The organism is Citrobacter sp. C1, assembly GCF_014596895.2.
GTDB classification, from domain to species: Bacteria; Pseudomonadota; Gammaproteobacteria; order Enterobacterales; family Enterobacteriaceae; genus Citrobacter; species Citrobacter gillenii.
This window is the reverse complement of record NZ_CP115035.1, coordinates 777485-802773: the sequence shown is the minus strand read 5'-3', so window position 1 is coordinate 802773 and position 25289 is coordinate 777485. Positions and strand designations below refer to the sequence as shown.

General features: G+C 53.4%; 24 protein-coding genes and 1 pseudogene. 12 read left to right on the top strand and 13 right to left on the bottom strand.

All coding sequences use genetic code 11. The annotated features are described in order from the left end of the window. Positions 1-17: 17 nt before the first annotated feature. Complete coding sequence (locus tag IB214_RS03875) at positions 18-1484, top strand: acetyl-CoA hydrolase/transferase family protein (RefSeq protein WP_117342632.1); 1467 nt, start codon at positions 18-20, stop codon at positions 1482-1484. Here IB214_RS03875 and IB214_RS03870 read toward each other — a convergent pair. The 7 genes from IB214_RS03870 to epd all read right to left on the bottom strand — a co-directional run bounded on the left by IB214_RS03870 (position 1481) and on the right by epd (position 8609). Beyond that, positions 1481-2377, bottom strand: a complete 897-nt coding sequence (locus tag IB214_RS03870; RefSeq protein WP_117342633.1) for a LysR family transcriptional regulator — start codon at positions 2375-2377, stop codon at positions 1481-1483. The two genes, IB214_RS03875 and IB214_RS03870, sit on opposite strands and share 4 nt — an antisense overlap. Before the next feature lie 106 nt (positions 2378-2483). After that, positions 2484-3230, bottom strand: coding sequence for an oxidative stress defense protein (locus tag IB214_RS03865; protein WP_115257527.1), 747 nt, complete (start codon positions 3228-3230; stop codon positions 2484-2486). 93 nt (positions 3231-3323) lie between these two features. Next, positions 3324-3959, bottom strand: a complete 636-nt coding sequence (gene argO / locus IB214_RS03860) for an arginine exporter ArgO (protein ID WP_096755774.1) — start codon at positions 3957-3959, stop codon at positions 3324-3326. Positions 3960-4149: 190 nt separating this feature from the next. Further along, on the bottom strand, positions 4150-5010 hold the full coding sequence (locus IB214_RS03855; RefSeq protein ID WP_096755773.1) for a small-conductance mechanosensitive channel MscS: 861 nt from the start codon (positions 5008-5010) through the stop codon (positions 4150-4152). A 190-nt stretch (positions 5011-5200) separates the two neighbouring features. After that, complete coding sequence (gene fbaA / locus IB214_RS03850) at positions 5201-6280, bottom strand: class II fructose-bisphosphate aldolase (protein ID WP_096755772.1); 1080 nt, start codon at positions 6278-6280, stop codon at positions 5201-5203. A gap of 97 nt (positions 6281-6377) precedes the next feature. Continuing rightward, the gene (gene pgk, locus IB214_RS03845) at positions 6378-7541 is read right to left on the bottom strand and encodes a phosphoglycerate kinase (protein ID WP_096755771.1); all 1164 of its coding nucleotides are present in this window, start codon (positions 7539-7541) and stop codon (positions 6378-6380) included. A 48-nt stretch (positions 7542-7589) separates the two neighbouring features. Then, the gene (gene epd / locus IB214_RS03840; RefSeq protein WP_096755770.1) at positions 7590-8609 is read right to left on the bottom strand and encodes an erythrose-4-phosphate dehydrogenase; all 1020 of its coding nucleotides are present in this window, start codon (positions 8607-8609) and stop codon (positions 7590-7592) included. A 375-nt stretch (positions 8610-8984) separates the two neighbouring features. On the opposite strand from epd, the gene IB214_RS03835 reads away from it, so the two are divergent. Genes IB214_RS03835 through IB214_RS03815 form a run of 5 tightly spaced genes read left to right on the top strand, consistent with a single transcriptional unit; the run spans position 8985 to position 12039 of the window. Next, positions 8985-9410 (top strand): PPC domain-containing DNA-binding protein, encoded by a 426-nt coding sequence (locus IB214_RS03835; protein ID WP_115257526.1) that lies wholly within the window; start codon positions 8985-8987, stop codon positions 9408-9410. Between the two features lie 24 nt (positions 9411-9434). Then, positions 9435-10013: an ECF transporter S component gene (locus tag IB214_RS03830; RefSeq protein WP_117342634.1), complete on the top strand. Its 579-nt coding sequence runs from the start codon at positions 9435-9437 to the stop codon at positions 10011-10013. Continuing rightward, the gene (locus IB214_RS03825; RefSeq protein ID WP_117342635.1) at positions 10014-10721 is read left to right on the top strand and encodes an energy-coupling factor transporter transmembrane component T; all 708 of its coding nucleotides are present in this window, start codon (positions 10014-10016) and stop codon (positions 10719-10721) included. It abuts the gene before it with no gap. Beyond that, a complete protein-coding gene (locus tag IB214_RS03820; RefSeq protein WP_117342636.1) occupies positions 10709-11386 on the top strand; it encodes an energy-coupling factor ABC transporter ATP-binding protein in 678 nt (225 codons plus the stop codon). Before IB214_RS03825 ends, IB214_RS03820 begins: the two co-directional genes overlap by 13 nt. After that, positions 11380-12039 (top strand): ATP-binding cassette domain-containing protein, encoded by a 660-nt coding sequence (locus IB214_RS03815; protein WP_117342637.1) that lies wholly within the window; start codon positions 11380-11382, stop codon positions 12037-12039. Before IB214_RS03820 ends, IB214_RS03815 begins: the two co-directional genes overlap by 7 nt. Positions 12040-12092: 53 nt before the next feature. Here the strand turns inward: IB214_RS03815 and tkt are convergent, their stop codons facing one another. Then, positions 12093-14084 carry a transketolase gene (tkt, locus tag IB214_RS03810; protein WP_117342638.1) on the bottom strand — a complete coding sequence of 664 codons (1992 nt, stop codon included), beginning with the start codon at positions 14082-14084 and terminating at the stop codon, positions 12093-12095. Positions 14085-14363: 279 nt separating this feature from the next. On the opposite strand from tkt, the gene IB214_RS03805 reads away from it, so the two are divergent. After that, entirely contained in the window at positions 14364-15122 is a 759-nt protein-coding gene (locus tag IB214_RS03805; protein ID WP_096755757.1) for a M48 family metallopeptidase, read from the top strand. 110 nt (positions 15123-15232) lie between these two features. On the opposite strand, the gene speB is transcribed toward IB214_RS03805, so the two are convergent. The 4 genes and pseudogenes from speB to IB214_RS03785 all read right to left on the bottom strand — a co-directional run. Continuing rightward, positions 15233-16153 (bottom strand): agmatinase, encoded by a 921-nt coding sequence (gene speB / locus IB214_RS03800; RefSeq protein ID WP_096755756.1) that lies wholly within the window; start codon positions 16151-16153, stop codon positions 15233-15235. A 142-nt stretch (positions 16154-16295) separates the two neighbouring features. Beyond that, entirely contained in the window at positions 16296-18272 is a 1977-nt protein-coding gene (speA, locus tag IB214_RS03795) for a biosynthetic arginine decarboxylase (protein WP_096755755.1), read from the bottom strand. A gap of 8 nt (positions 18273-18280) precedes the next feature. Next, positions 18281-18412 carry an acid stress response protein YqgB gene (gene yqgB / locus IB214_RS03790; protein WP_115257520.1) on the bottom strand — a complete coding sequence of 44 codons (132 nt, stop codon included), beginning with the start codon at positions 18410-18412 and terminating at the stop codon, positions 18281-18283. A gap of 194 nt (positions 18413-18606) precedes the next feature. After that, positions 18607-18699, bottom strand: a pseudogene (locus tag IB214_RS03785) (hypothetical protein); the annotation flags it as partial. 419 nt (positions 18700-19118) lie between these two features. Between IB214_RS03785 and metK the strand changes: the two are divergent. The 3 genes from metK to IB214_RS03770 all read left to right on the top strand — a co-directional run bounded on the left by metK (position 19119) and on the right by IB214_RS03770 (position 22648). Beyond that, a complete protein-coding gene (metK, locus tag IB214_RS03780) occupies positions 19119-20273 on the top strand; it encodes a methionine adenosyltransferase (RefSeq protein ID WP_115257519.1) in 1155 nt (384 codons plus the stop codon). Between the two features lie 380 nt (positions 20274-20653). Beyond that, positions 20654-22048, top strand: a complete 1395-nt coding sequence (galP, locus tag IB214_RS03775; protein WP_096755752.1) for a galactose/proton symporter — start codon at positions 20654-20656, stop codon at positions 22046-22048. 78 nt (positions 22049-22126) lie between these two features. Next, positions 22127-22648 (top strand): SprT family zinc-dependent metalloprotease, encoded by a 522-nt coding sequence (locus tag IB214_RS03770; protein ID WP_115257518.1) that lies wholly within the window; start codon positions 22127-22129, stop codon positions 22646-22648. Between the two features lie 12 nt (positions 22649-22660). On the opposite strand, the gene IB214_RS03765 is transcribed toward IB214_RS03770, so the two are convergent. Continuing rightward, entirely contained in the window at positions 22661-23536 is an 876-nt protein-coding gene (locus IB214_RS03765) for a dihydrodipicolinate synthase family protein (protein ID WP_117342639.1), read from the bottom strand. Between the two features lie 237 nt (positions 23537-23773). Here IB214_RS03765 and endA point away from each other — a divergent pair, with 237 nt between their 5' ends. Continuing rightward, the gene (gene endA, locus IB214_RS03760) at positions 23774-24481 is read left to right on the top strand and encodes a deoxyribonuclease I (protein ID WP_117342640.1); all 708 of its coding nucleotides are present in this window, start codon (positions 23774-23776) and stop codon (positions 24479-24481) included. A 74-nt stretch (positions 24482-24555) separates the two neighbouring features. After that, positions 24556-25287, top strand: a complete 732-nt coding sequence (gene rsmE / locus IB214_RS03755; protein ID WP_117342641.1) for a 16S rRNA (uracil(1498)-N(3))-methyltransferase — start codon at positions 24556-24558, stop codon at positions 25285-25287. The last annotated feature ends 2 nt before the right edge of the window (positions 25288-25289 follow it).

Here is a 25289-nt window from a genome sequence, read left to right as displayed (position 1 = left end):
CAGCTAAAGGAAAAGCCATGAAACGGATGAGCGCCGAACAGGCGGCAGAAATTATTCAGCATGATGATATGGTGGCGTTCAGCGGCTTTACACCTGCGGGTTCACCAAAGGCGTTGCCCGCAGCGATTGCCCGGCAAGCCAGCGAACTGCATCAGGTAGGGCAGCCTTTTCAGATCCGCCTGCTAACCGGCGCGTCAATTAGCGCGGCCGCAGATGACGCGCTCTCTGAGGCGGATGCCGTTTCCTGGCGCGCGCCTTATCAAACCTCATCTGGCCTGCGTCAGAAAATTAATCAAGGCCAGGTGCGGTTTGTCGATCTCCATCTCAGTGAAGTCGCACAGATGGTTAATTACGGCTTCTTTGGCGAGATTGATGTTGCTGTTATAGAGGCCTCAGCCATTGCGCCGGACGGCAGGATCTGGCTGACCAGCGGGATCGGCAATGCGCCAACCTGGCTGCTACGGGCGAAAAAAGTCATTATTGAGCTGAATCATTATCACAATCCACGCGTAGCGGAACTGGCCGACATTGTGATACCAGGCGCGCCGCCGCGTCGTAACAGCGTCCCCATTTTTCATACCATGGATCGCATCGGCAGCCAGTGCGTCCAGATAGACCCGAAAAAAATCGTCGCTCTGGTGGAAACGAACCTGCCCGATGCCGGCAGTGCGTCGGATAAAACCAATCCGCTCTGCCAGCAAATTGCCGATAACGTGGTGAGCTTTCTGCTGGCGGAAATGGCGCACAAACGTATTCCACCTGAGTTTCTTCCCTTGCAAAGCGGCGTCGGCAATATTAATAACGCGGTGATGGCGCGACTGGGCGAGAATCCGGAAATTCCCCCCTTTATGATGTACTCCGAGGTACTGCAGGAGTCGGTCGTAAATCTGCTGGAAACGGGCAAGATAACTGGCGCCAGCGCCTCCAGCCTGACGATTTCCGCCGCCTCACTGCAGAAGATTTATGCCAATATGGATTTCTTCGCCAGCCGCATTGTGCTGCGCCCGCAGGAGATCTCCAATAACCCGGAGATCATCCGCCGGCTGGGGGTGATTGCGCTGAATGTCGGCCTGGAGTTTGATATCTATGGCCATGCCAATTCCACGCATGTTGCAGGGGTAAACCTGATGAACGGCATCGGCGGCAGCGGGGATTTTGAGCGCAACGCCTATCTGTCTATTTTTATGGCCCCGTCGATTGCCAAAGACGGGAAAATCTCGACGATCGTCCCGATGTGCAGCCACGTCGATCACAGCGAACACAGCGTCAAAGTGATCGTTACCGAACAAGGGATTGCCGATCTGCGTGGGTTATCGCCGCTGCAACGAGCGCACACCATCATCGACAACTGCGCGCACCCGCTGTACCGCGACTACCTGCATCGCTATCTGGAACAGGCACCCGGCGGGCATATTCATCACGATCTCAGCCACGCATTTGATCTGCACCGCAACTTGCTCGAAACAGGATCAATGCTGGGTTAATCTGCCGTACCGTCACGATCTTCAGCAATATGCTGGAGCATCATGGCGGTATAACGATGATTTTTCAGCGAATAGAGAAATTCCTGCATGAACATCGGGCTGCCGGGCGCATCAAAATATTTCAGCGTTGCCGGATTCACCAGCCGCCAGGCAAAATGGGGGATCACCGTCAGAAAATGTCCGCGCTCCACCGCACTCACCTTAGCCATAAAGCTATATGGACGATAGATAATGGTTGGATTGATCCCACTGGGCCGCATGTAGGCATCCAGCATGGCTTCAAAATTGGCGCGGTTCTGGAAGCGCATTTGCAGCCAGGGTAATTCCCGCAGCAGATCCTGAGGCTGCTTTTCTTCGTAACGGCGAGACACCAGAAACCCCAGGCGCAGGGGAGGCAATTCGCTCACCGCCAGATTTTCCAGCTCCTGAACGCGCGAAGAAACATGCTGCGGTGAAATAATAAAATCCAGCTGTCGGTCGAACAGATTATCAATCACCCCATTCTCACTGAATTCAACGGCCTGAGCCGTCACGCCTTCATATTTATCACCAAGGCTAATCAACTGGTCGAAAATGATGGTCGGATAGGTATTGTCGATGCCAATAACGATTTCACGCGAACGACGCGAGGAAGTATGGATTTCGTTATCAATGGCGGACAAACGCTGATAGACGGGAAACAGTTTTTGATACAGCTCCTGCCCGGCTTTGTTGAGACTGATGTTGTTGTCTTTACGGGTAAACAGCGTATAGCCGATTTGATCTTCCAGTGCAGCAATGCTTTTGCCAAAGGGCGATGCGGTCATGTGGATTTTTTCTGCTGCTCTGGCGATATTATTGGTTTGCGCCAGCAGAATAAAATTACGCATCTTTTTCGAGATAAAAATATCCATAGTCACCTCATAAAATCACTATGGCATATCCTCATGCAGCCCCAAAAAAGACGCACGACGCGGTCGCATTTTTACAGTTGATCACATAAAAACCCGGCTGAAAAGATTACTGCGTTTTGGCAGGTGTTGCCGCTGGCTGACTTGCCGCAGGCTCTATCTGGAAGACCACATCGACCTGATCGTCAAACTGAATGACCGGCTGCTCGTAGGTTTCCTGCGCCGATGCTGCAGGCGCTGCGTCGGCTTTCATCATCCGTACCATTGGGCTTGGCTGATAATTCGACACGTGGTAGCGCACGCTGTAAACCGGGCCGAGTTTGCTGTTAAAGCCCGCCGCCAGTTGTTCAGCCTGATGAATCGCATCATCAATGGCCGCTTTACGCGCTTTATCTTTGTAGGCATCCGGCTGGGCAACACCCAGCGACACTGAACGAATCTCGTTCAGACCCGCTTTCAGCGCGCCATCCAGCAGCGCGTTGAGTTTGTCCAGTTGACGCAGAGTCACCTCAACGGTGCGCACCGCACGATAGCCTTTGAGTACGCTTTTACCATTCTGGTAATCGTAATCCGGCTGGGTACGCAGGTTTGCAGAGCTGATGTCTTTTTTCGCTATCTGGTTTTGTTCCAGGAAGGAAAGGTATTGCGCGACGCGTTCGTCAGCCTGTTTCTTTGCTGAGGCCGCATCCTTTGCCGCCACGTTGACTTCAATTGCCAGCGTCGCAATATCAGGTGTCGCGTCCACGCTTGCCGTTCCGGAAGTCACGATGTGCGGTCCATTCGGCAATTCATTTGCCTGTACTGAGAGTGCACTGAATCCGACTAATGCCGCCAGGGCCATTATTTTGAACTTCACTGTCGTTCCTCCATGTTTCATTATTTACCCCGAAACTCAGGGCGCATGCAGGCAAGCTTAGCGGATCTCAGCCTGTTGTCCATCAGACAACACTTAGTTGAACAGCGCATCTACGTGCGCAACGCCTTCTTTTGCCAGTTGAAAAGCAATAAACCACATCACGAGTCCCACCAGCGTATTGATGATTCGTTGTGCTTTGGCGGTGCGTAGACGCGGCGCCAGCCAGGCCGCCAGCAGCGCCAGGCCAAAGAACCACAGGAACGATGCGCTAACAGTACCCAGAGCAAACCAGCGCTTCGGCTCGACGTCCAGTTGACCGCCAAGACTGCCCAGCACCACGAAGGTATCGAGATAGACATGCGGGTTAAGCCACGTCACCGCCAGCATCGTAGCGATAATTTTCCAGCGCCCCTGCTTCATCACCTCGGCACTGGCCAGCTCCAGATTACTGCTCATCGCCGTTTTTAACGCGCCGAAGCCGTACCAGAGTAAGAACGCCACGCCGCCCCAGGTTACCAGCGCCATCAGCCATGGCGATTGCATCAGCAAGGCGCTGCCGCCAAAGATCCCCGCGCAGATCAGCAGTAAATCGCTGATGGCACAAAGTAAGGCGATCATAATGTGATACTGGCGACGAATACCCTGATTCATCACGAAAGCATTTTGCGGACCGAGCGGAAGTATCATCGCTGCGCCAAGCGCAAGCCCTTGAAAATAATATGATAACACGTTAATTATCCCGAATTGCTTCTCTTAAGCGCAGACTATAGCGCGGGATAATCATTAGCGGAAATTGATAATATTAATCAGGTATAAGAGGAATTAATACCCGGAGGGAAAACGCCGGATGGCGGCTGACGCCTTATCCGGCCTACAGGTTTTGTAGGCCCGGTAAGCGGTAGCGCCACCGGGCTCGTGATTATTCTGCCGCGTTTGCTTTCACGCGCTTGAAATTCACATCCATTTGCGGATACGGGAAGCTGATGCCGTGAGCATCAAACTCACGCTTAATGCGTTCCAGTACGTCCCAGTAGACGCTTTGCAAATCGCTACTGTTGCTCCAGACGCGCACCACGAAATTAATCGAGGACGCCCCGAGCTCATTCAGGCGCACCGTCATTTCACGGTCTTTCAGGATACGCTCGTCAGACTGAATGATATCGGTGAGGATTTGTTTAACCTGGTCGATATCAGAGTCATACGCCACCCCGATAATAAATTCGTTGCGACGAACCGGTTCGCGAGAGAAGTTAATGATATTACCGGCAATAATTTTCCCGTTGGGGATCACCACAATTTTGCCGTCTACGGTACGCATGGTGGTAGAGAAAATCTGCACATTGAGCACGGTACCCGCTACGCCGCCAAGATCGACATATTCGCCTGCGCGGAACGGACGGAACATCACCAGCAGAACGCCTGCGGCGAGGTTAGACAGCGAGCCTTGCAACGCCAGACCGACGGCTAAACCGGCGGCACCGAGCACGGCGATAACAGAGGCTGTCTGCACGCCCACGCGGCCCAGCGCAGCAATCAACGTAAAGGCAATAATACCGTAACGCACCAGCGCAGAGAGAAAATCAGCCACGGTCGCATCAATTTGACGCGCCACCATCACACGGTTAATGGTGTTGGACACAACCCGAGCCACAATCATCCCGATGATGACAATAGCGATAGCCGCAACGATGTTGACGGCATAGCTCAACAGCAGCTCCTGGTTACGCACCAGCCAGGTACCCGCACCGTTTATGCTGTCGACAACATTCAAATCTTCCATTCACTATTCCTTTTTTGCTTACCCAAACGGGAGAAAGAAAGCCGCCCCACCGGGACGGGCAATTTGACAAGGGTAAACAATAAACGCCATTTTTGCCAAATAGATCACATAATTCTCTGTCGACTACCGCGAGAAATGACAATAAAAAAGCCCGCATTTGCGGGCCTGATGTCATGTTGAACGGCGTAAATTACAGAACGTCAACCGCGTTCAGTTCTTTGAAAGCCTGTTCCAGACGGGTGATCATGGTTGCCTGACCAGCACGCAGCCATACGCGCGGATCGTAGTATTTCTTGTTCGGCTGATCTTCGCCTTTCGGGTTACCCAACTGACCCTGCAGGTAAGCTTCGTTTGCTTTGTAGTAGTTCAGAACACCTTCCCAGGTCGCCCATTGGGTATCGGTATCGATGTTCATTTTCACTACGCCGTAGCTTACGGAGTCTTTGATTTCCTGAGCAGTAGAACCGGAACCGCCGTGGAAGACGAAGTTCAGGCTGTTGTGCGGCAGGTTATGTTTCTTAGAAACATAGTCCTGAGAGTCACGCAGGATAGTCGGGGTCAGAACCACGTTACCTGGTTTGTACACGCCGTGTACGTTACCGAAGGATGCCGCGATAGTGAAACGCGGGCTGATTTTGCTCAGCTCGGTGAACGCGTAATCAACGTCTTCTGGCTGGGTGTACAGTGCAGAAGCGTCCATGTGGCTGTTGTCCACGCCGTCTTCTTCGCCACCGGTGCAACCCAGTTCGATTTCCAGAGTCATGTCCATTTTGGACATGCGCGCCAGGTATTTGGAGCAGATTTCGATGTTCTCTTCCAGAGACTCTTCAGACAGATCGATCATGTGAGAAGAGAACAGCGGTTTGCCGGTTGCTGCGAAGTGTTTTTCACCCGCGTCCAGCAGACCGTCGATCCACGGCAGCAGTTTCTTCGCGCAGTGGTCAGTGTGCAGGATAACCGGAACGCCGTAATGTTCAGCCATCTGGTGAACGTGATGCGCACCAGAGATAGCACCGAGGATTGCCGCGCCCTGAGGAACGTCAGACTTCACGCCTTTACCCGCGATGAATGCAGCGCCACCGTTGGAGAACTGAACGATTACCGGTGCTTTAACTTTTGCAGCGGTTTCCAGAACGGCGTTAATGGAGTCGGTACCGACGCAGTTAACAGCTGGCAGTGCAAAGTTGTTTTCTTTTGCTACCTGGAAAACTTTCTGTACGTCGTCGCCAGTGATGACGCCCGGTTTTACGAAATCAAAAATTTTAGACATGTTACGTAGTCCTGTATCTGTATCTTCGACCGTTGAAGAAGGTTCGCGAGCGTTTAAGCGCGCTGAAAAACAGGCGGGTCACCCCGCCTGAACTGAATTACTTCTTAGCACGCTCTTCGAGCATGGCTACTGCTGGCAGAACTTTGCCTTCCACGAACTCGAGGAATGCGCCGCCACCAGTGGAGATGTAGGAGATTTTGTCAGCGATGCCGAACAGGTCGATAGCCGCCAGGGTGTCGCCGCCGCCAGCGATAGAGAATGCTTCGCTGTCGGCAATGGCGTTAGCCACGATTTCAGTCCCTTTGCGGAAGTTCGGGAATTCAAACACGCCAACCGGGCCGTTCCACAGAATGGTTTTTGCATTCTTCAGGATCTCAGCCAGCTGCTGTGCAGATGCGTCACCGATATCCAGGATCTGCTCGTCTTCTTTCACGTCGTTAACAGATTTCAGCGTTGCAGGCGCAGTTTCAGAGAACTCAGTTGCTACGCGAACGTCAGCCGGTACCGGGATGTCGCAGAGAGTCAGCAGGCGCTTGGCTTCATCAACCAGGTCTGCTTCGTACAGGGATTTACCCACGTTGTGGCCTTGCGCAGCAACGAAGGTGTTGGCGATACCACCGCCGACGATCAGCTGGTCAGCAATTTTAGACAGAGAGTCCAGAACGGTCAGTTTGGTAGAAACTTTAGAACCACCAACGATAGCAACCATCGGACGAGCCGGTTCTTTCAGAGCTTTACCCAGTGCGTCCAGCTCAGCGGCCAGCAGCGGACCCGCGCAAGCAACGTCAGCGAATTTCGCGATACCGTGAGTAGAAGCCTGCGCACGGTGAGCCGTACCGAAAGCATCCATGACGAATACGTCGCACAGTGCAGCGTATTTTTTAGACAGTGCTTCGTCGTCTTTCTTCTCGCCTTTGTTAAAGCGAACGTTTTCCAGAACCACCAGTTCACCGGCTGCAACGTCAACGCCGTCGAGGTAATCTTTTACCAGACGAACCGGGTTAGACAGTTTGTCTTTCAGGTAGTTAACAACCGGCAGCAGAGAGAATTCTTCGTTGTACTCGCCTTCGGTAGGACGACCCAGGTGGGAAGTTACCATCACTTTTGCACCCTGTTTCAGGGCCAGTTCGATGGTCGGCAGAGACGCACGGATACGCGCATCGCTGGTTACTTTCCCTTCTTTAACTGGTACGTTCAGATCCGCACGGATAAAAACACGTTTACCAGCAAGATCCAGATCGGTCATCTTAATTACAGACATGGTGAATCCTCTCGTTGATTCTTAAAGTTTTGCAAGCGCTCACGCGCCTTACCTGAAACCAATAGCAGCCATCGCTAACGTTGTGTCGAGCATGCGGTTAGCAAAGCCCCATTCATTATCGCACCAGACCAATGTTTTGATCAGGTGAGCACCACTTACGCGCGTTTGCGTACCATCAACGATGGCGCTGTGCGGGTCGTGGTTAAAATCTACAGAGACCAACGGTAATTCCGTATAGTCAACTATACCATGAAATGCACCTTGTGCTGCTTTTTGCAGCAACTGGTTGACTTCACTCGCTTTTACTGGTTTTTTCACCGTCACGCTTAAGTCGATCGCCGTCACATTTATGGTCGGTACACGCACCGCAATCGCTTCAAAACGATCGTTAAATTGTGGAAAAATTCGTGTGATCCCCGCCGCCAGTTTGGTATCAACGGGAATAATCGACTGACTGGCTGCTCGCGTACGACGCAGGTCGGGATGATAGGCATCAATAACCTGTTGATCGTGCATCGCGGAGTGGATCGTCGTAACGGTGCCGGACTCGATGCCGTAAGCATCATCCAACAATTTAATAACGGGAATAATGCAATTCGTGGTGCAGGAGGCGTTGGAAACGATCCGGTCTTCAGCGCGCAGCTGATCCTGATTAACGCCAAACACAACGGTTGCGTCGATGTCGTGACTACCAGGATGTGAAAAGAGCACTTTTTTTGCACCTGCGGCAATATGCGCTTCGCCGTGTTCGCGGCTACCGAAGACCCCCGTACAGTCCAGCACGACGTCAACACCCAGTTCGCGCCACGGAAGCGCATCGAGTGTTCGCTCATGCAGAATGCGAATCGCGTCGTCGCCAACAATGAGCTGGTCGCGTTCCTGGCGAACATCCCAGGCAAAACGTCCATGGCTGGTGTCATATTTCAACAAATGCGCCATGCCTTCAGCACTCGCCAATTCGTTGATGGCCACCACGGTGATTTCCGCCCGACGCCCGGATTCATACAAAGCACGAACCACGTTGCGCCCGATGCGACCGAAACCATTAATCGCTACGCGTACGGTCATAGGTCTCCTGCAAGGATTTCTCAGAAACGATGTGGCTGACAGAGTAATGCAGCAAATCGCTCAGGGAAACCTTACCTGTCGCAAACTGCGACTGTTTGATTAATTGTCGAACATTTAATCGACTGAAACGCTTCAGCTAGAATAAGCGAAACAAGGAATAAAAGGAATGATTGTCCAGCAACAGAACACCGTTATCTGACTTACATCACATTTTAACGCTCTGCCCCGCTAAATTTATTCCATATTCCAGAATTGCGAATAAGCGTAGCAAGATTATTTCGTTGCCGTGTCACAAATCCTGATTTATATCAGAAAGCACCCTAGCCAGCGTCTATATTATCAGCGCTACGTCCGAGTCTCGGAGTCCCTCAACCTATGGTCACATACTCTCCTCACGCCTCTGCAGCTCGCTTTCATGCGCTGCGTTTACTCCCTGGCCAGGAAGTCTTTTCCCGACTGCACGATTTTATCCAACAGCATCAATTACATGCCGCCTGGATTGCCGGTTGTACCGGAAGTTTAACCCACGTTGCCTTACGCTTCGCGGGTCAGGAAGAAACCACATTGCTCACCGGCACCTGGGAAATTATCTCCCTGAACGGCACGCTGGAACTGACCGGCGAACACCTGCATCTTGCGGTTTCTGACCCACAGGGCGCGATGTTGGGAGGCCACATGATGCCGGGCTGTACCGTGCGTACCACGCTGGAACTGGTGATTGGCGAACTCACAGAGCTGGCGTTTAGCCGCCAACCTTGTGTCGTTTCCGGCTATGACGAACTGGTTATCACATCCCGTTAACGCTTCACTTTAAAGAGGTTTTCTATGGCGCGTCACCAATTTTCCAGCCAGTCACTGGTACTGATTGTTATTGCCATTGCCATCAATATGGTCGGTGGACAGCTCATCAGCATGGTGAAACTGCCTATTTTTCTCGACTCCATCGGCACCATTATCAGCGCGGTGCTATTAGGCCCGATTGTGGGAATGTTAACGGGATTACTCACCAACCTGCTGTGGGGGTTACTCACCGATCCGATCGCTGCCGCCTTCGCGCCGGTAGCCATGGTTATCGGGCTGGTCGCAGGATGGCTGGCACGAGCAGGATGGTTTCGTACCTTACCGAAAGTGGTGTTCAGCGGCGTGATCATTACCCTGGCCGTCACTGTCGTTGCCGTGCCTATCCGCACCACCTTGTTTGGCGGCGTGACCGGCAGCGGCGCTGATTTATTTGTTGCCTGGATGCACTCGGTTGGCGAGGGTCTGGTTGAGTCGGTGGCTGTCACGGTGATTGGCGCCAATCTGGTAGATAAAATTCTCACCGCCGTGATTGTTTGGGTACTGTTGCGCCAGCTTCCATTGCGCACCACACGTCATTTTCCAACGATGTCTGCTGTGCGCTAAATGCACCCGTTTACCTCGTTAACCCTGTGGGCGCTGGCCGCATGTTCCACATTGCTGCTACCCGCGGGAATACCGCTTACCGTTTACAGCACGGTCGTGTTCCTGTTCTTACTCTGTATGCCAGCCACGCGTCCCCGGGCGAAATATGTCGTCTGGTTGATGGTGCCCCTGGGCGTTGGATTGTGGCTGGTCCACGGTGGCTGGTTGACCGAATGGATAAGCGGACAACCGCGCACGCCACAACGGTGGGCCGATGCCATCACGCTGTGGCTGCGGATCCTGGCAATTGTGTCAACGTCACAGCTGTGGATGCAGTACGTGCCGGTATCGCGGTTTATTCGCGCCCTGTTTGCCTCCCGCCTGCCGCCCGGCGTTGCCTACCTGTTTGCAGGCCCGCTGCTGGTTGTTGAGCAACTCAAACGCCAGTTGGCGATTATTCGCGAAGCCCAGCGCGCGCGCGGCGTGCCGTTGGACGAGCACTGGTATCAACGGCTGCGCGCCATGCCAGCGCTGATCGTGCCACTCACGCATAATGCGCTTAACGATCTGGTGGTTCGCGGGGCGGCACTGGACATGCGGGCCTTTCGTTTGCATCGCAGACGCACAACGTTATGGGCACCGGAGGACAGCACCTTACAACGCATTGCCCGCTACACGATGGTACTCGCCATGCTGGTCGAAGCAGGAGTGTGGATATGGTTACGCTAGAGCAGTTTCGCTATCTCCCGACGCACGCCACGCGCCCACCAGCCTGCTTTGACTTCCACTATGCAGAACCCGGAATGGTGGCGATTTTCGGTGATAACGGCAGCGGAAAAAGTACGCTGGCACAGCTGATGGCAGGCTGGTACCCTGATTTTCTTCCCGGAGAGATTGAAGGGAAAGGAAAGTTGCTGGGAAATCCTGTCGGACAACTGTCACTCGTCGAGCAGTCGTGTACCATCCAACTGGTGCAGCAATCGCCTTATCTGCAGCTTTCTGGCTGCACATTCAGCGTGGAGGAAGAAGTGGCATTCGGCCCGGAGAACCTCTGCCTGCAGGAGGCTGAAATTATGCGTCGAATTGACGCGGCACTCACACTGACGGAATGCCAGTCGTTGCGCCATCGCCATCCAGGAACGCTTTCCGGCGGAGAAACACAGCGGGTGGTCATTGCCAGCGCACTAGCCATGCAACCCAGAATATTGATTCTGGATGAAGCATTCAGTCGTCTGACGGCGCAGGCCACCAGTATGTTGCTGGATCGGTTGCATCAATGGGCGCAGGAACAACAGGCGTTGATTGTGCTTTTCGAACGCGACCACCCCCCTTTTATCAGCCATTGTCAGCAGGTATGGCAACTGCGTGACGGAGCGCTATCCCCACAATGCTAACGCTTAACCAGGTGACGTATCGCTGGCCGAATGCCTCTTATAACTGCCTGCACAACATCTCGCTTAATCTTAACGCCGGTGAATGGCTGGCGCTGACGGGCGATAATGGCGCGGGAAAATCCACGCTGCTGCGCATCATGGCGGGCCTTCTGCCCCCCTCCTCTGGCACGATAATCTTGAGTGACAGGTCGATTGCGCAACTGAAAAACCGCGAAAGAGCTAAGGTGCTCGGCGTATTGTTTCAGGAAGCCGAAAACCAAATTTTTCACAGCAAGGTCGTAGAGGAAGTGGCCTTTGGTTTACGGTTACAAAAGCGCCCGCTAGCAGAGATTGCGCAACGTACTGCAGCAGCCCTGCAGTTATGTCAGTTAGCGGACGTCGCCGACGCTCATCCGCTGGATCTGCACACCGCGCAACGACGTATGGTCGCCGTCGCCAGCCTTGAAGCCATGGCACCGGCCCTTCTTCTGCTTGATGAACCGAGCCGGGATTTTGACGCACACTGGCTGGCGATATTTGAGAACTGGCTCGCGGTGTGCCGCGCACGGGGTACTAGCGTGGTCGCGATCAGCCATGACGTTGCATTTACGCAGCGTCATTTTTCTCGCGTAGTGCGCCTTGAAACGGGTCAGCTACGCCAAGAAAAAATCTGACGCACAAAAAAAACGGGCCGCCTGAGCGACCCGTTATACCGTTGTAATCGTAATTACAGCAGTTCTTTGGCTTTCGCAACCACGTTGTCTACGGTGAAGCCAAACTCTTCAAACAGCAGCTCAGCCGGAGCAGACTCACCAAAGGTGGTCATACCGATGATAGCGCCGTTCAGGCCCACGTATTTGAACCAGTAGTCCGCGATACCCGCTTCAATTGCCACGCGAGCAGAGACAGCTTTCGGCAGCACGGATTCGCGATAAGCGGCATCCTGCTTGTCGAATGCATCGGTAGACGGCATGGAGACCACGCGCGCTTTAACGCCTTCCGCCGTCAGTTTGTCCCATGCAGCCACCGCCAGTTCAACTTCAGAACCGGTAGCAATGAAGATCAGCTCAGGCTGGCCAGCGCAATCTTTCAGCACGTAACCACCGCGTGCGATGTTTGCCAGCTGCTCTTCAGTACGTTCCTGCTGTGCCAGGTTCTGACGGGAGAGGATCAGCGCGGTCGGACCGTCCTGACGCTCAACGCCGTATTTCCACGCTACCGCAGATTCAACCTGGTCACATGGACGCCATGTGCTCATGTTCGGGGTCACGCGCAGAGAAGCAACCTGCTCTACCGGCTGGTGAGTCGGGCCATCTTCGCCCAAACCGATGGAATCGTGGGTATAGACCATCACTTGACGCTGTTTCATGAGTGCCGCCATACGCACCGCATTACGGGCATATTCAACGAACATCAGGAAGGTAGAGGTGTACGGCAGGAAACCACCGTGCAGCGCGATACCGTTAGCGATAGCGGTCATACCAAATTCACGAACACCGTAATGGATGTAGTTACCAGCAGCGTCTTCGTTAATGGCTTTAGAACCAGACCAGATAGTCAGGTTAGATGGGGCGAGGTCAGCGGAACCACCGAGGAATTCTGGCAGTATAGGACCAAACGCTTCAATAGCGTTCTGGGATGCTTTACGGCTGGCGATTTTGGACGGATTAGCCTGCAGTTTAGCAATGAACTCATTCGCTTTCGCATCGAAGTCAGATGGCATTTCACCTTTCATACGACGGGTGAATTCAGCGGCTTCCTGCGGGAAGGCTTTCGCATAAGCAGCGAATTTCTCGTTCCACGCCGCTTCTTTAACCTGACCTGCTTCTTTCGCATCCCACTGTGCGTAGATTTCAGACGGGATTTCAAACGGCGCGTATTTCCAGCCCAGCTGCTCGCGTGTCAGTGCAATTTCTGCGTCGCCCAGCGGTGCACCGTGAGAGTCGTGGGTGCCAGCTTTGTTCGGGGAACCGAAACCGATGATGGTTTTGCACATCAGCAGGGACGGTTTGTCAGTCACTGCGCGGGCTTCTTCTACTGCGCGCTTAATCGCATCAGCATCATGGCCATCAACGCCACGCACCACGTGCCAGCCGTAAGCTTCGAAACGCTTCGCGGTGTCATCAGTGAACCAGCCTTCAACGTGACCATCGATAGAAATACCGTTGTCATCGTAGAACGCAATCAGTTTGCCCAGCTTCAGCGTACCAGCCAGAGAACATACCTCGTGAGAGATACCTTCCATCATGCAGCCGTCGCCCATGAAGGCGTAGGTGAAGTGGTCAACAATGTCGTGACCTGGACGGTTAAACTGCGCCGCCAGCGTTTTTTCAGCGATAGCCATACCCACCGCGTTAGCGATGCCCTGACCCAGCGGACCGGTAGTCGTTTCCACACCCGCGGTATAACCCACTTCCGGGTGACCCGGCGTTTTGGAGTGCAGCTGACGGAAGTTCTGCAGCTCAGACATCGGCAGGTCGTAGCCGGAGAGGTGCAGCAAACTATAAATCAGCATTGAGCCGTGACCGTTTGACAGCACGAAGCGGTCACGGTCAGCCCAGGACGGGTTATTTGGGTTGTGGTTCAGGAAATCACGCCACAGGACTTCGGCAATGTCAGCCATACCCATCGGGGCACCCGGATGACCGGATTTGGCTTTCTGTACTGCGTCCATGCTCAGCGCACGAATAGCATTGGCAAGCTCTTTACGTGAGGACATTTTGACTCCAGATCGGATAATGAAGGCTGTGCCCGGAACGACTTGACGACAGAGCGTTTTGGGCTACGCCGGAAAAAAGTGCCAACAATGTAACCCAAGCCGCGTGCCATGTACATGGAGCATCCTTTTACCGCTTCAGAAATCTCTGGATCCTGCACGCATGTTGCGCAATCTTCTCGCCCGCTTGTTGTTCTTTTCTTTATACTTAGGTTGAGCGTCGCATTACCTGCAAACGACGCATTTTTTAGAATAATCCTGACTTCGTGCGGAAGAGAAAAAATGAAAATTCGCGCTTTACTGCTTGCTATGAGCATGGCAACGGCATTGACCGGCTGCCAGAATATGGACTCCAACGGACTACTTTCATCTGGCGCAGGTGCTTTCCAGGCCTACAGTCTGAGCGATGCTCAGGTCATCGCGCTGAGCAACCAAGCCTGCCAGGATATGGACAGCAAAGCGACCATTGCTCCTGCCAGCAGTGAATATACCAAACGACTGAGCAAAATCGCCGCTGCGCTAGGCGATAACATCAACGGACAGCCGGTGAATTACAAAGTCTATGTGGCGAAAGACGTCAACGCGTTTGCGATGGCAAATGGCTGCATCCGCGTGTACAGCGGCCTGATGGATATGATGACCGATAACGAAGTTGAGGCGGTTATTGGTCACGAAATGGGCCACGTTGCGCTGGGTCACGTGAAGAAAGGAATGCAAGTTGCGCTGGGAACCAACGCCGTGCGTGCCGCAGCGGCCTCTGCGGGCGGCATCGTCGGCAGCTTGTCGCAGTCTCAGCTTGGCGATCTGGGAGAAAAACTGGTGAACTCGCAGTTCTCCCAACGTCAGGAATCCGAAGCGGATGATTACTCGTATGATTTGTTGCGCAAACGCGGTATTAATCCGGCAGGCTTAGCCACCAGCTTTGAGAAACTGGCAAAACTGGAAGCCGGTCGTCAAAGCTCAATGTTTGACGACCATCCAGCCTCCGCCGAACGTGCGCAACATATTCGCGACCGCATGAGCGCAGACGGAATTAAGTAATCTTCAAACAGTGCCGGATGGCTGCGTAAACGCCTATCCGGCCTACAGATTCAACAACAATGTAGGCCGGATTAGCGTCAGCGACATCCGGCAAAATTGTCCGAAATCCGTTATTCGCCTTTCTTCGCCGCCTGGATATACAACATCTCCAGTGCCAGCGTTGCTGCTGCCAGCGCGGTGATCTCAGACTGATCGTAGGCCGGAGCCACTTCGACTACATCCATCCCGACAATATTCAGATCCTTCAGGCCACGCACCAGTTTGATCGCACGATCCGACGTCAGACCGCCGATCACTGGCGTACCCGTACCCGGAGCAAACGCCGGATCCAGGCAGTCGATATCAAAGGTCAGGTAAACCGGCATGTCACCGACAATCTGCTTCACCTGCGCAATGATGTCATCCACGCTGCGATCGTTCACCTGGCAGGCATCCAGTACGGTAAAGCCGTTGTCTTTGTCAAACTCGGTCCGAATACCGATCTGCACGGAATGGTTCGGATCGATCAGGCCTTCGTTCGGCGCGGTATAGAACATGGTGCCGTGGTCAAATTCACAGCCGTTAGCATAGGTGTCGGTGTGGGCATCAAAGTGCACCAGCGCCATTTTACCAAAGTGCTTAGCGTGCGCGCGCAGCAGCGGCAGCGTGACGAAGTGGTCACCGCCGAAGGAGAGCATGCGCTTGCCGGCAGAAAGCAGCTTTTCAGCATGCGCCTGCAATTTTTCACTCATTTCACGCGCATCGCCAAACGCATACACCAGATCGCCGCAGTCCACGACGTTCAGGCGTTCACGCATGTCAAAATTCCACGGGAAGCGGTTGTGCTCCCAGGCCAGATTGGTCGACACCTGACGGATCGCTGCCGGACCATGACGCCCACCCGCACGACCAGACGTCGCCATATCAAACGGTACGCCGGTAATAACCCAGTCGGCATCGCTGTCGTAGGGCTGGAAATTCATCGGCAGACGTAAAAAACCAAAGGCGTTAGAAACCAAGGAGTTGTCGTATTGATGACCTAAGGTGCTCATGTACTGACCTCTTATAAAATCGGTTAAAAAAAATCCCCTCCGCGTCGTTAAGCCCGACGAGGAAGGGATTGATTTACGTGACTACGTGTATGGGCGAATTATCGCCGCTAATTTGTCCAGGTTCAAGCGACCCAGAACAACCTTACTCGTCTTCGAGATAGGTATAGCCGTACAATCCAGCCTCGAACTCTTCGAGGAACTGCTGTTGCAGCGCATCGTCCAGATCGGTCTGTTTAACCTGATCGCGGAAGTGGGTCAGCAACGTTTTTGGATCCAGCTGCACGTACTGCAACATGTCCGCGACGGTATCCCCTTCATCAGACAGCTCAACTTCAACGCTACCATCCGGGAAGACAAATACGTCGACCGCTTCGGTATCGCCGAACAGGTTGTGCATGTTGCCAAGGATTTCCTGGTATGCGCCAACCATAAAGAAGCCCAGCATCGGCGGGTTCTCAGGATCGTACTCCGGCATCGGCATGGTGGTAGCAATACCATCGCCGTCAACATAATGGTCAATAGCACCGTCAGAGTCGCAGGTAATATCCAGCAGCACCGCACGGCGCTCAGGGACCTGGTTCAGTCCTTCCAGCGGCATGACCGGGAACAGCTGATCGATCCCCCACGCATCCGGCATCGACTGGAACAGTGAGAAGTTGACGTAAATCTTATCCGCCATACGCTCCTGCAGCTCGTCGATGATCGGACGATGCGCGCGGTTGCTCGGGTCGAGCTGTTTCTGCACGTCATGGCACATGTTGAGATACAGCTGCTCTGCCCACGCGCGCTCCTGCAGGCTGAAGGTTCCGGATGAGTAGCCAATGTGAACATCGTGCAAATCCATCTGACTGTCGTGCAGCCATTCACGCAGCGAACGGCGGGTGCCCGGTTCGTGCATCTCCTGCCAGGTTTCCCACATGCTTTGCAGGGCACGCGGCGCATCGTCAGCCGGAGGCGTAGCTTCGGTGTGTTCGCTACGCTCAACGCCGATGATGTTAGACACCAGCACGGTATGGTGCGCGGTTACCGCACGGCCGGACTCGGTAATTACCGTCGGATGCGGCAGGCCGTGTTCTTCACAGGCATCGCCAATCGCCCAGATAATATTGTTGGCGTATTCGTTCAGACCGTAGTTGACCGAACAGTCAGACTGCGAGCGTGTCCCTTCATAGTCCACGCCGAGGCCACCACCCACATCGAAGCACTGGATGTTTACGCCCAGTTTGTGCAGCTCAACGTAGAAACGCGCAGATTCACGTACGCCGGTGGCGATATCGCGAATGTTCGCCATCTGTGAACCGAGATGGAAGTGCAGCAATTGAATGCTGTCCAGACGACCGCGTTCGCGCAGAATTTCCACCAGTTGCAGTACCTGGTTCGCCGCCAGGCCGAACTTGGATTTTTCACCACCGGAGGACTGCCATTTACCAGAACCTTGCGAGGCCAGACGCGCACGCACGCCCAGACGCGGGACCACATTCAGCCGTTCGGCTTCATCCAGCACGATCGCGATTTCAGACATCTTCTCAATGACCAGATAGACCTTGTGGCCCATCTTCTCGCCAATCAGCGCCAGACGAATGTATTCGCGGTCTTTGTAACCATTACAGACAATCACGCTGCGGGTCATGCCCGCATGCGCCAGAACCGCCATCAGTTCGGCCTTAGAACCGGCTTCCAGTCCCAGCGGCTCACCGGAGTGAATCAGCGATTCAATCACACGACGGTGCTGATTAACCTTGATCGGATAAACGAGGAAATAATCACCCTTGTAGCCGTAAGATTCGCGGGCGCGTTTGAATGCGGCGTTAATCGAACGCAGACGGTGTTGCAGGATCTGTGGGAAACAGAACAGCGCAGGCAGACGTTGCCCCTGCGCTTCGCGAGCTTTTACCAGCTCGGCAAGATCAACACGTGCTTCCGGGACGTCAGGGTCCGGACACACGCTAATGTGACCGAGTTCGTTGACGTCGTAGTAGTTATTACCCCACCAGGCAATATTGTAGGTACGCAGCATCTTGCTGGCTTCCTGGGAACTCATTGCAACCTCCTGCATGGAGCGTAGTACACCCTGTCCGCCTGCTGACGAAGGCGAACCCATAGAAATGTCGTCAGACATAGCGAACCTCAAATTTTATTAACAAGTGTAAAACAGTTGACTACTATCGCAATCCGAAGAAGCGATAACAACCCATAAACAGGCAGATTTTCCAGCAGATAGTGCTGACGCTCCGACTGTGCGACCGGTTTCTTTATCATTTCATTGTAAACACGTTACCGAACGTAATACTGACAGTTCGGCGAAACCACGAGAAAACTCTTGTTTACCAAGAGCGCCCTTGTTCAGTCCTTAGTGACCGTTACCGGCTCTTGAGTCCTGAGATACGCCGGGATGGGTATACACTTCGTCCTTCATGCAGCCTCGACGCAGCATGAATGATTTTATGTATATAACATCGACAGGTATGCAAAGCAGAGATGCAGATTGCGGGGGACATATGCACACCTGAACGGTGTGGCAGATTCAGCAGAATACAACGGTTCATTATCTCGTATCACCTCCACGGTCGCTCCAGACGGAACGAACCCACAAGCCAAAGCTAAAGTGTTAACCCGGCTGGAAGTGGCGACACGATGAAAACGTCGTGTGCTTTTTGTATAAGCCGCGCGCCGCGTTTTATACCGATAAGAGTACGAAAAAGCAAAAGATAAATGCGCGCATTGCCAGCACCGTCAGGAAAAATTTCCAGTTACATTTTCGGTACAATGCGACCGTAGTCAAAAAAAGCTGGAAATCGGGCGAAGAACTGTCCTAAAATAGCCGTCCAGATGTTAATCCATCTATACCGATTAACACTCAGACTGCCAGTGTCCGAAATCTGCAGACTCATGGTAGAATCTTCTACACATGGCTATTCCACTCGACAGTTTGAGCTAACCAAATTCTCCTTAGGTGAAATTAAATATGGCAAAACACCTTTTTACGTCCGAGTCCGTATCAGAAGGGCATCCTGACAAAATCGCTGACCAAATCTCTGATGCCGTGCTGGATGCAATCCTCGAACAGGATCCGAAAGCACGCGTCGCCTGCGAAACCTATGTCAAAACCGGTATGGTTTTAGTTGGCGGTGAAATCACCACCAGCGCATGGGTCGACATCGAAGAGATCACGCGTAATACGGTTCGCGAAATTGGCTATGTGCATTCCGACATGGGCTTTGACGCTAACTCTTGCGCAGTACTGAGCGCTATCGGTAAACAGTCCCCGGATATCAACCAGGGCGTTGACCGTGCCGATCCGCTGGAACAGGGCGCGGGCGATCAGGGTCTGATGTTTGGTTATGCCACCAACGAAACCGACGTGTTGATGCCGGCACCAATCACTTACGCTCACCGTCTGGTACAACGTCAGGCTGAAGTGCGTAAAAACGGCACCCTGTCGTGGCTGCGCCCGGATGCGAAAAGCCAGGTCACCTTCCAGTATGACGATGGCAAAATTGTCGGTATTGATGCGGTGGTTCTGTCTACTCAGCACTCTCAAGATGTTGACCAGAAAACACTGCAAGAAGCAGTGATGGAAGAGATCATCAAGCCGGTACTGCCGACCGAGTGGTTGAGCGCATCGACCAAATTCTTCATCAACCCAACCGGCCGTTTCGTTATCGGTGGCCCAATGGGTGACTGCGGTCTGACCGGCCGTAAGATTATCGTTGATACCTACGGCGGCATGGCGCGTCACGGTGGCGGCGCATTCTCAGGTAAAGATCCGTCTAAAGTTGACCGTTCTGCAGCCTACGCAGCCCGCTATGTCGCGAAAAATATCGTGGCTGCCGGTTTGGCTGACCGCTGTGAGATTCAGGTTTCCTACGCTATTGGCGTGGCAGAACCTACCTCTATCATGGTCGAAACCTTCGGTACCGAGAAAGTGCCAACTGAACAGCTGACCCTGCTGGTGCGTGAGTTCTTCGACCTGCGTCCATACGGCCTGATCCAGATGCTGGATCTGCTGCACCCGATCTATAAAGAAACCGCAGCCTACGGCCACTTTGGTCGCGAACATTTCCCATGGGAAAAAACCGACAAAGCGCAACAGCTGCGCGAAGCTGCCGGACTGAAGTAATTTACTGAATACCCCCGCTTACCAGGACCAGCCTTAAGGCTGGTCTTTTTTTTGCCTGTACCTTAACGTCCCTCTCCTCCCTGACCTTCAATGCAAATGAAAGCGATTACATCCAGTCATTATCATAATGAATTGATTTTACATCCCTTAATTTCTGCATTTTCATTATTGTTACATTACTTTTCAGTATCGTCTTAATTCCAGGCAATCACTCATTTTTCATTTTTATGAAATTGCATATTTTTCAAATAATTAACTTATAACAGCCGTGAATGCTAGTGTAAACGATTACACTAATGTGATATTAATCTCATTTTTTCACCCCGTACTCACCTACCCTTAACATCAACAAAAATAAGTTACCCAACCTGGAGGGCATCATGCCTGGGAATAAAAAACAGGGGCGTTCCAACAAAGCCATGACATTTTTTGTCTGCTTTCTTGCCGCCCTGGCAGGATTACTTTTTGGCCTGGATATCGGCGTGATTGCCGGTGCATTACCGTTCATCACCGACGAGTTTCAAATTACCCCGCACACTCAGGAATGGGTGGTCAGCTCCATGATGTTTGGCGCAGCTGTAGGTGCTGTCGGCAGCGGCTGGCTCTCCTTCAAGCTTGGACGTAAAAAAAGCCTGATGATCGGCGCGATCCTGTTTGTCGCCGGCTCGCTGTTCTCCGCCGCGGCGCCTAACGTAGAAGTACTGCTTCTCTCCCGTATCCTGCTGGGTCTGGCCGTGGGCGTTGCGTCTTACACTGCGCCACTGTATCTATCTGAAATTGCACCGGAAAAAATTCGTGGCAGTATGATTTCCATGTATCAGCTGATGATTACCATCGGGATCCTCGGGGCCTATCTATCCGATACCGCCTTTAGCTATAGCGGTGCATGGCGCTGGATGCTGGGCGTGATCATCATTCCTGCCCTGCTGCTGCTGGTTGGCGTGTTCTTCCTGCCGGACAGCCCGCGCTGGTTCGCCGCTAAACGTCGCTTCGTCGATGCTGAACGCGTGCTGTTACGTCTGCGTGATACCAGTGCAGAAGCGAAACGCGAGCTGGATGAAATTCGTGAAAGCCTGCAGGTAAAACAAAGCGGTTGGGCGCTGTTTAAAGAAAACAGCAACTTCCGCCGCGCGGTATTCCTTGGCGTACTGTTACAGGTGATGCAGCAGTTCACCGGGATGAACGTCATCATGTACTACGCACCAAAAATCTTTGAACTGGCGGGTTATACCAACACCACTGAGCAGATGTGGGGCACCGTTATCGTGGGTTTGACCAACGTGCTGGCGACCTTTATCGCCATTGGCCTGGTTGACCGCTGGGGCCGTAAACCGACGCTGATCCTCGGCTTTATCGTGATGGCTATCGGTATGGGCGTGCTGGGCACAATGATGCACATTGGTATCCACTCCGCTGCCGCCCAGTACTTTGCCGTACTGATGCTGCTGATGTTTATCGTTGGCTTCGCGATGAGTGCCGGTCCGCTGATTTGGGTACTGTGCTCTGAAATCCAGCCGCTGAAAGGCCGCGATTTCGGTATCACCTGCTCTACCGCAACCAACTGGATTGCCAACATGATCGTCGGCGCAACCTTCCTGACGATGCTGAACTCGCTGGGCAGCGCCAACACCTTCTGGGTCTACGGCGGCCTGAACGTCCTGTTCATCTTCCTGACCTTGTGGCTGATTCCGGAAACCAAAAACGTCTCCCTGGAACACATTGAACGTAACCTGATGAAAGGCCGTAAACTGCGCGAAATTGGCGCACACGACTAATCACCTGCGGCTTCCTCCCCTCGCGGGGGGAAGCCTGCCTCTTGCAGTCCTTTTCCTGTCGCACTATCCTCTGGCGTTATGAAAACCTCTCGTCTCCCCATCGCCATCCAGCAAGCCGTTATGCGCAGCCTGCGGGAAAAACTTGCCCTCGCCAATCTCAAGCTCGAACGCAATTATCCGGAACCTAAGCTTGTGTACCAACAGCGCGGCACTGCTGCGGGTACAGCGTGGCTGCAAAGCAATGAAATTCGCCTCAACCCGGTGCTGCTGATGGAAAACGTCGAGGCGTTTATCAACGAGGTCGTACCGCATGAACTGGCACATTTGCTGGTGTGGAAGCACTTTGGCCGCGTACCGCCTCACGGGAAAGAGTGGAAATGGATGATGGAGAGCGTGCTGGGCGTTCCGGCCCGGCGTACGCATCAGTTCGAACTGCAATCCGTGCAGCGCAATACCTTTACTTACCGCTGCAAGTGCCAGGAGCATCAGTTGACCGTCCGCCGACATAACCGCATTGTGCGTGGTGAGGCCACCTACCGCTGCGTCCACTGTGGCGAACCGTTGATTCCCGGGCCGCAGGAAAACCCGGCGAAGGCCTGACATCCTCGTTCATCAATCCAAAAAAGATAATGAACTCAACGTTTCCTGCAATAAGAGCCTTTCCTCCCCCTTCAGCGTTTGCAGCGGAAAGGGGAGACAAGGCGCAGACACTTTCCCCATCATTTCTGCCACCGTCGCGATCACCCTCAGGCTACCGTGCCGTTGATAAAAGGCCCACAGAGGCTGGAGCGCGCTATCCAGTTGCCGGGTTTTGACGTGATCTCCCGTCAACGCGGCATTGGCTAAAGCACGTGAATAATGCGGGAACAAGCCTGCCAGGACGGAATACCAGACATCGCCTCCGGCTAACAGCCCTGAGGCAGCCTGACCGTCGCCACTGACACCAATAGAGACGCCTGCCGGAAGACTGTTTTTTAGCCTGGCGATCCGTTCAGAGGTGAATGAAGCCAGTTTAATCGAACCAATAGCCGGTAAATTTGACAGCGCGATAAGCAGGTCATCGCTAAATTCAAACCCGGTGGTGGCGGGATTATCATAAATACATAGCGGCACCGACAGCTCGCGAGTGACTCGATCGTACAGATCAAAAACTTCATCCACGTTCAGCCGCTGGTAAGAGACCGGGGCCATCAAAACGCCACTGACACCCGCCTGCTGCGCATCATCCATAAGATGCAGAATTTCTTCGACTCGTACGCTGCCAATGCTGGTAATAACGGGGATATCAGATGCCGCCTCAAGTGCAAGCCGGGTAACGCGTAGGCGCTGTTCACGCGTCAGGTAGGCATAGCTCCCGGTAGAACCCAGCACACCGATGGAATCAACGCCGGCACCGGCAATATTCTCAATCAGAGAAAGCCATGTATTTTCATCAATCTCACCCGCCCTCAGCGGCGTAAGCGGAAACGCGCTCAACCCTTTCTTCATCTTTTTTCCCGGTCATTAATTCGATAAAAACGGCTGTTATCTGGGCAATCTGCGCAACGCCCTGGTTCGCGCTCGTGACACGCTACTGTATGAGCAGGCGCGCTAAACAAGCAAACAATAATCCGCCGATAGCGCCTTGTTACTCAAAAGTAATTTCTGGAACTTATATGATTTAGCTGATTGCATCTGCCCGACGCTTTCGTTACGTTGCGGGCTCGTTTTGACACGGAGTGTGTGATGTACCGTAATCTTTCTATGGCAGTGGCGTTATTGGCTACTGCACTCTCTGGCCCGGCATTCGCCGAAGGTATCAACAGCTTCTCCCAAGCGAAAGCCGCTGGTGTAAAAATTAATGCCGATGCGCCCGGCGATTTCTACTGCGGCTGTAAAATTAACTGGCAGGGCAAAAAAGGGGTCGTTGACCTCGAATCCTGCGGCTATAAAGTGCGGAAAAACGAAAACCGCGCCAGCCGTATTGAATGGGAACACGTGGTTCCGGCCTGGCAATTTGGTCATCAACGCCAGTGCTGGCAGGACGGTGGACGTAAAAATTGCGCCAAAGATCCGGTCTATCGCAAGATGGAAAGCGATATGCACAACCTGCAACCGGCAGTGGGTGAAGTAAATGGCGATCGCGCGAACTTTATGTACAGCCAGTGGAACGGCGGCGAAGGCCAGTATGGGCAGTGTGACATGAAGGTCGATTTCAAAGAAAAAGTGGCTGAGCCGCCTGCGCGCGCTCGCGGCGCCATCGCGCGCACCTATTTTTACATGCGCGACCAGTACAACCTGACGCTTTCCCGTCAGCAAACCCAGCTTTTTAACGCCTGGAATAAACAGTATCCAGTGACCGACTGGGAGTGCGAACGCGACGAACGTATTGCGAAGGTACAGGGCAACCATAACCCATACGTGCAACGCGCTTGCCAGGCGCAAAAGAGCTAACCTACACTAGCGTCAATATTTTAACCCATGCCCTGCCGTTTTGTCGGTCAGGGCCATGACGCGGATGGTTAACTATGCGCATTCCTCGCATTTATCACCCTGAACCACTCACGGCAGGCAGCCAAATTTCACTGTGTGAGGATGCCGCCAACCATATCGGTCGCGTGCTGCGCATGGGACCGGGCCAGGCTCTTCAACTATTTGACGGCAGCAACCAGGTGTTTGACGCCGAGATCACCCACGCCAGCAAGAAAAGCGTGGATGTGAAGATACTGAGCGCCGAACTCGACGATCGCGAATCTCCCTTGCACATTCATCTTGGGCAGGTGATGTCGCGCGGTGAAAAAATGGAATTTACTATCCAGAAATCGATTGAACTGGGTGTAAGCCTCATTACGCCACTTTTTTCTGAGCGCTGCGGCGTTAAACTGGACAGTGAACGCTTGAACAAGAAGCTCCAGCAGTGGCAGAAAATTGCGATTGCCGCCTGCGAGCAATGCGGTCGTAACCGGGTGCCTGAAATTCGCCCGGCAATGGATCTGGAAGCCTGGTGTGCCGAGCAGGACGTGGGGCTAAAACTGAACCTGCACCCGCGTGCCAGCGCCAGTATTAACACGCTTCCGCTGCCGGTAGAGCGCATCCGGCTGCTGATTGGCCCGGAAGGCGGGCTGTCGGCAGATGAAATTGCCATGACTGCACGCTATCAGTTTACTGATATTCTGTTAGGACCTCGCGTTCTGCGTACTGAGACAACTGCGCTCACCGCCATTACCGCGCTACAGGTGCGATTTGGCGATCTGGGCTAACG

Coding starts and splice junctions, on each gene's coding strand:
- IB214_RS03765 (WP_117342639.1), bottom strand. CDS start 23,536: ATGAAGAAAGGGTTGAGCGCGTTTCCGCTTACGCCGCTGAGGGCGGGT.
- speB (WP_096755756.1), bottom strand. CDS start 16,153: ATGAGCACCTTAGGTCATCAATACGACAACTCCTTGGTTTCTAACGCC.
- rsmE (WP_117342641.1), top strand. CDS start 24,556: ATGCGCATTCCTCGCATTTATCACCCTGAACCACTCACGGCAGGCAGC.
- IB214_RS03875 (WP_117342632.1), top strand. CDS start 18: ATGAAACGGATGAGCGCCGAACAGGCGGCAGAAATTATTCAGCATGAT.
- galP (WP_096755752.1), top strand. CDS start 20,654: ATGCCTGGGAATAAAAAACAGGGGCGTTCCAACAAAGCCATGACATTT.
- IB214_RS03820 (WP_117342636.1), top strand. CDS start 10,709: ATGGTTACGCTAGAGCAGTTTCGCTATCTCCCGACGCACGCCACGCGC.
- epd (WP_096755770.1), bottom strand. CDS start 8,609: ATGACCGTACGCGTAGCGATTAATGGTTTCGGTCGCATCGGGCGCAAC.
- IB214_RS03835 (WP_115257526.1), top strand. CDS start 8,985: ATGGTCACATACTCTCCTCACGCCTCTGCAGCTCGCTTTCATGCGCTG.
- endA (WP_117342640.1), top strand. CDS start 23,774: ATGTACCGTAATCTTTCTATGGCAGTGGCGTTATTGGCTACTGCACTC.
- IB214_RS03870 (WP_117342633.1), bottom strand. CDS start 2,377: ATGGATATTTTTATCTCGAAAAAGATGCGTAATTTTATTCTGCTGGCG.
- fbaA (WP_096755772.1), bottom strand. CDS start 6,280: ATGTCTAAAATTTTTGATTTCGTAAAACCGGGCGTCATCACTGGCGAC.
- IB214_RS03825 (WP_117342635.1), top strand. CDS start 10,014: ATGCACCCGTTTACCTCGTTAACCCTGTGGGCGCTGGCCGCATGTTCC.
- speA (WP_096755755.1), bottom strand. CDS start 18,272: ATGTCTGACGACATTTCTATGGGTTCGCCTTCGTCAGCAGGCGGACAG.
- tkt (WP_117342638.1), bottom strand. CDS start 14,084: ATGTCCTCACGTAAAGAGCTTGCCAATGCTATTCGTGCGCTGAGCATG.
- IB214_RS03830 (WP_117342634.1), top strand. CDS start 9,435: ATGGCGCGTCACCAATTTTCCAGCCAGTCACTGGTACTGATTGTTATT.
- IB214_RS03855 (WP_096755773.1), bottom strand. CDS start 5,010: ATGGAAGATTTGAATGTTGTCGACAGCATAAACGGTGCGGGTACCTGG.
- yqgB (WP_115257520.1), bottom strand. CDS start 18,412: ATGATAAAGAAACCGGTCGCACAGTCGGAGCGTCAGCACTATCTGCTG.
- metK (WP_115257519.1), top strand. CDS start 19,119: ATGGCAAAACACCTTTTTACGTCCGAGTCCGTATCAGAAGGGCATCCT.
- IB214_RS03805 (WP_096755757.1), top strand. CDS start 14,364: ATGAAAATTCGCGCTTTACTGCTTGCTATGAGCATGGCAACGGCATTG.
- IB214_RS03815 (WP_117342637.1), top strand. CDS start 11,380: ATGCTAACGCTTAACCAGGTGACGTATCGCTGGCCGAATGCCTCTTAT.
- IB214_RS03770 (WP_115257518.1), top strand. CDS start 22,127: ATGAAAACCTCTCGTCTCCCCATCGCCATCCAGCAAGCCGTTATGCGC.
- pgk (WP_096755771.1), bottom strand. CDS start 7,541: ATGTCTGTAATTAAGATGACCGATCTGGATCTTGCTGGTAAACGTGTT.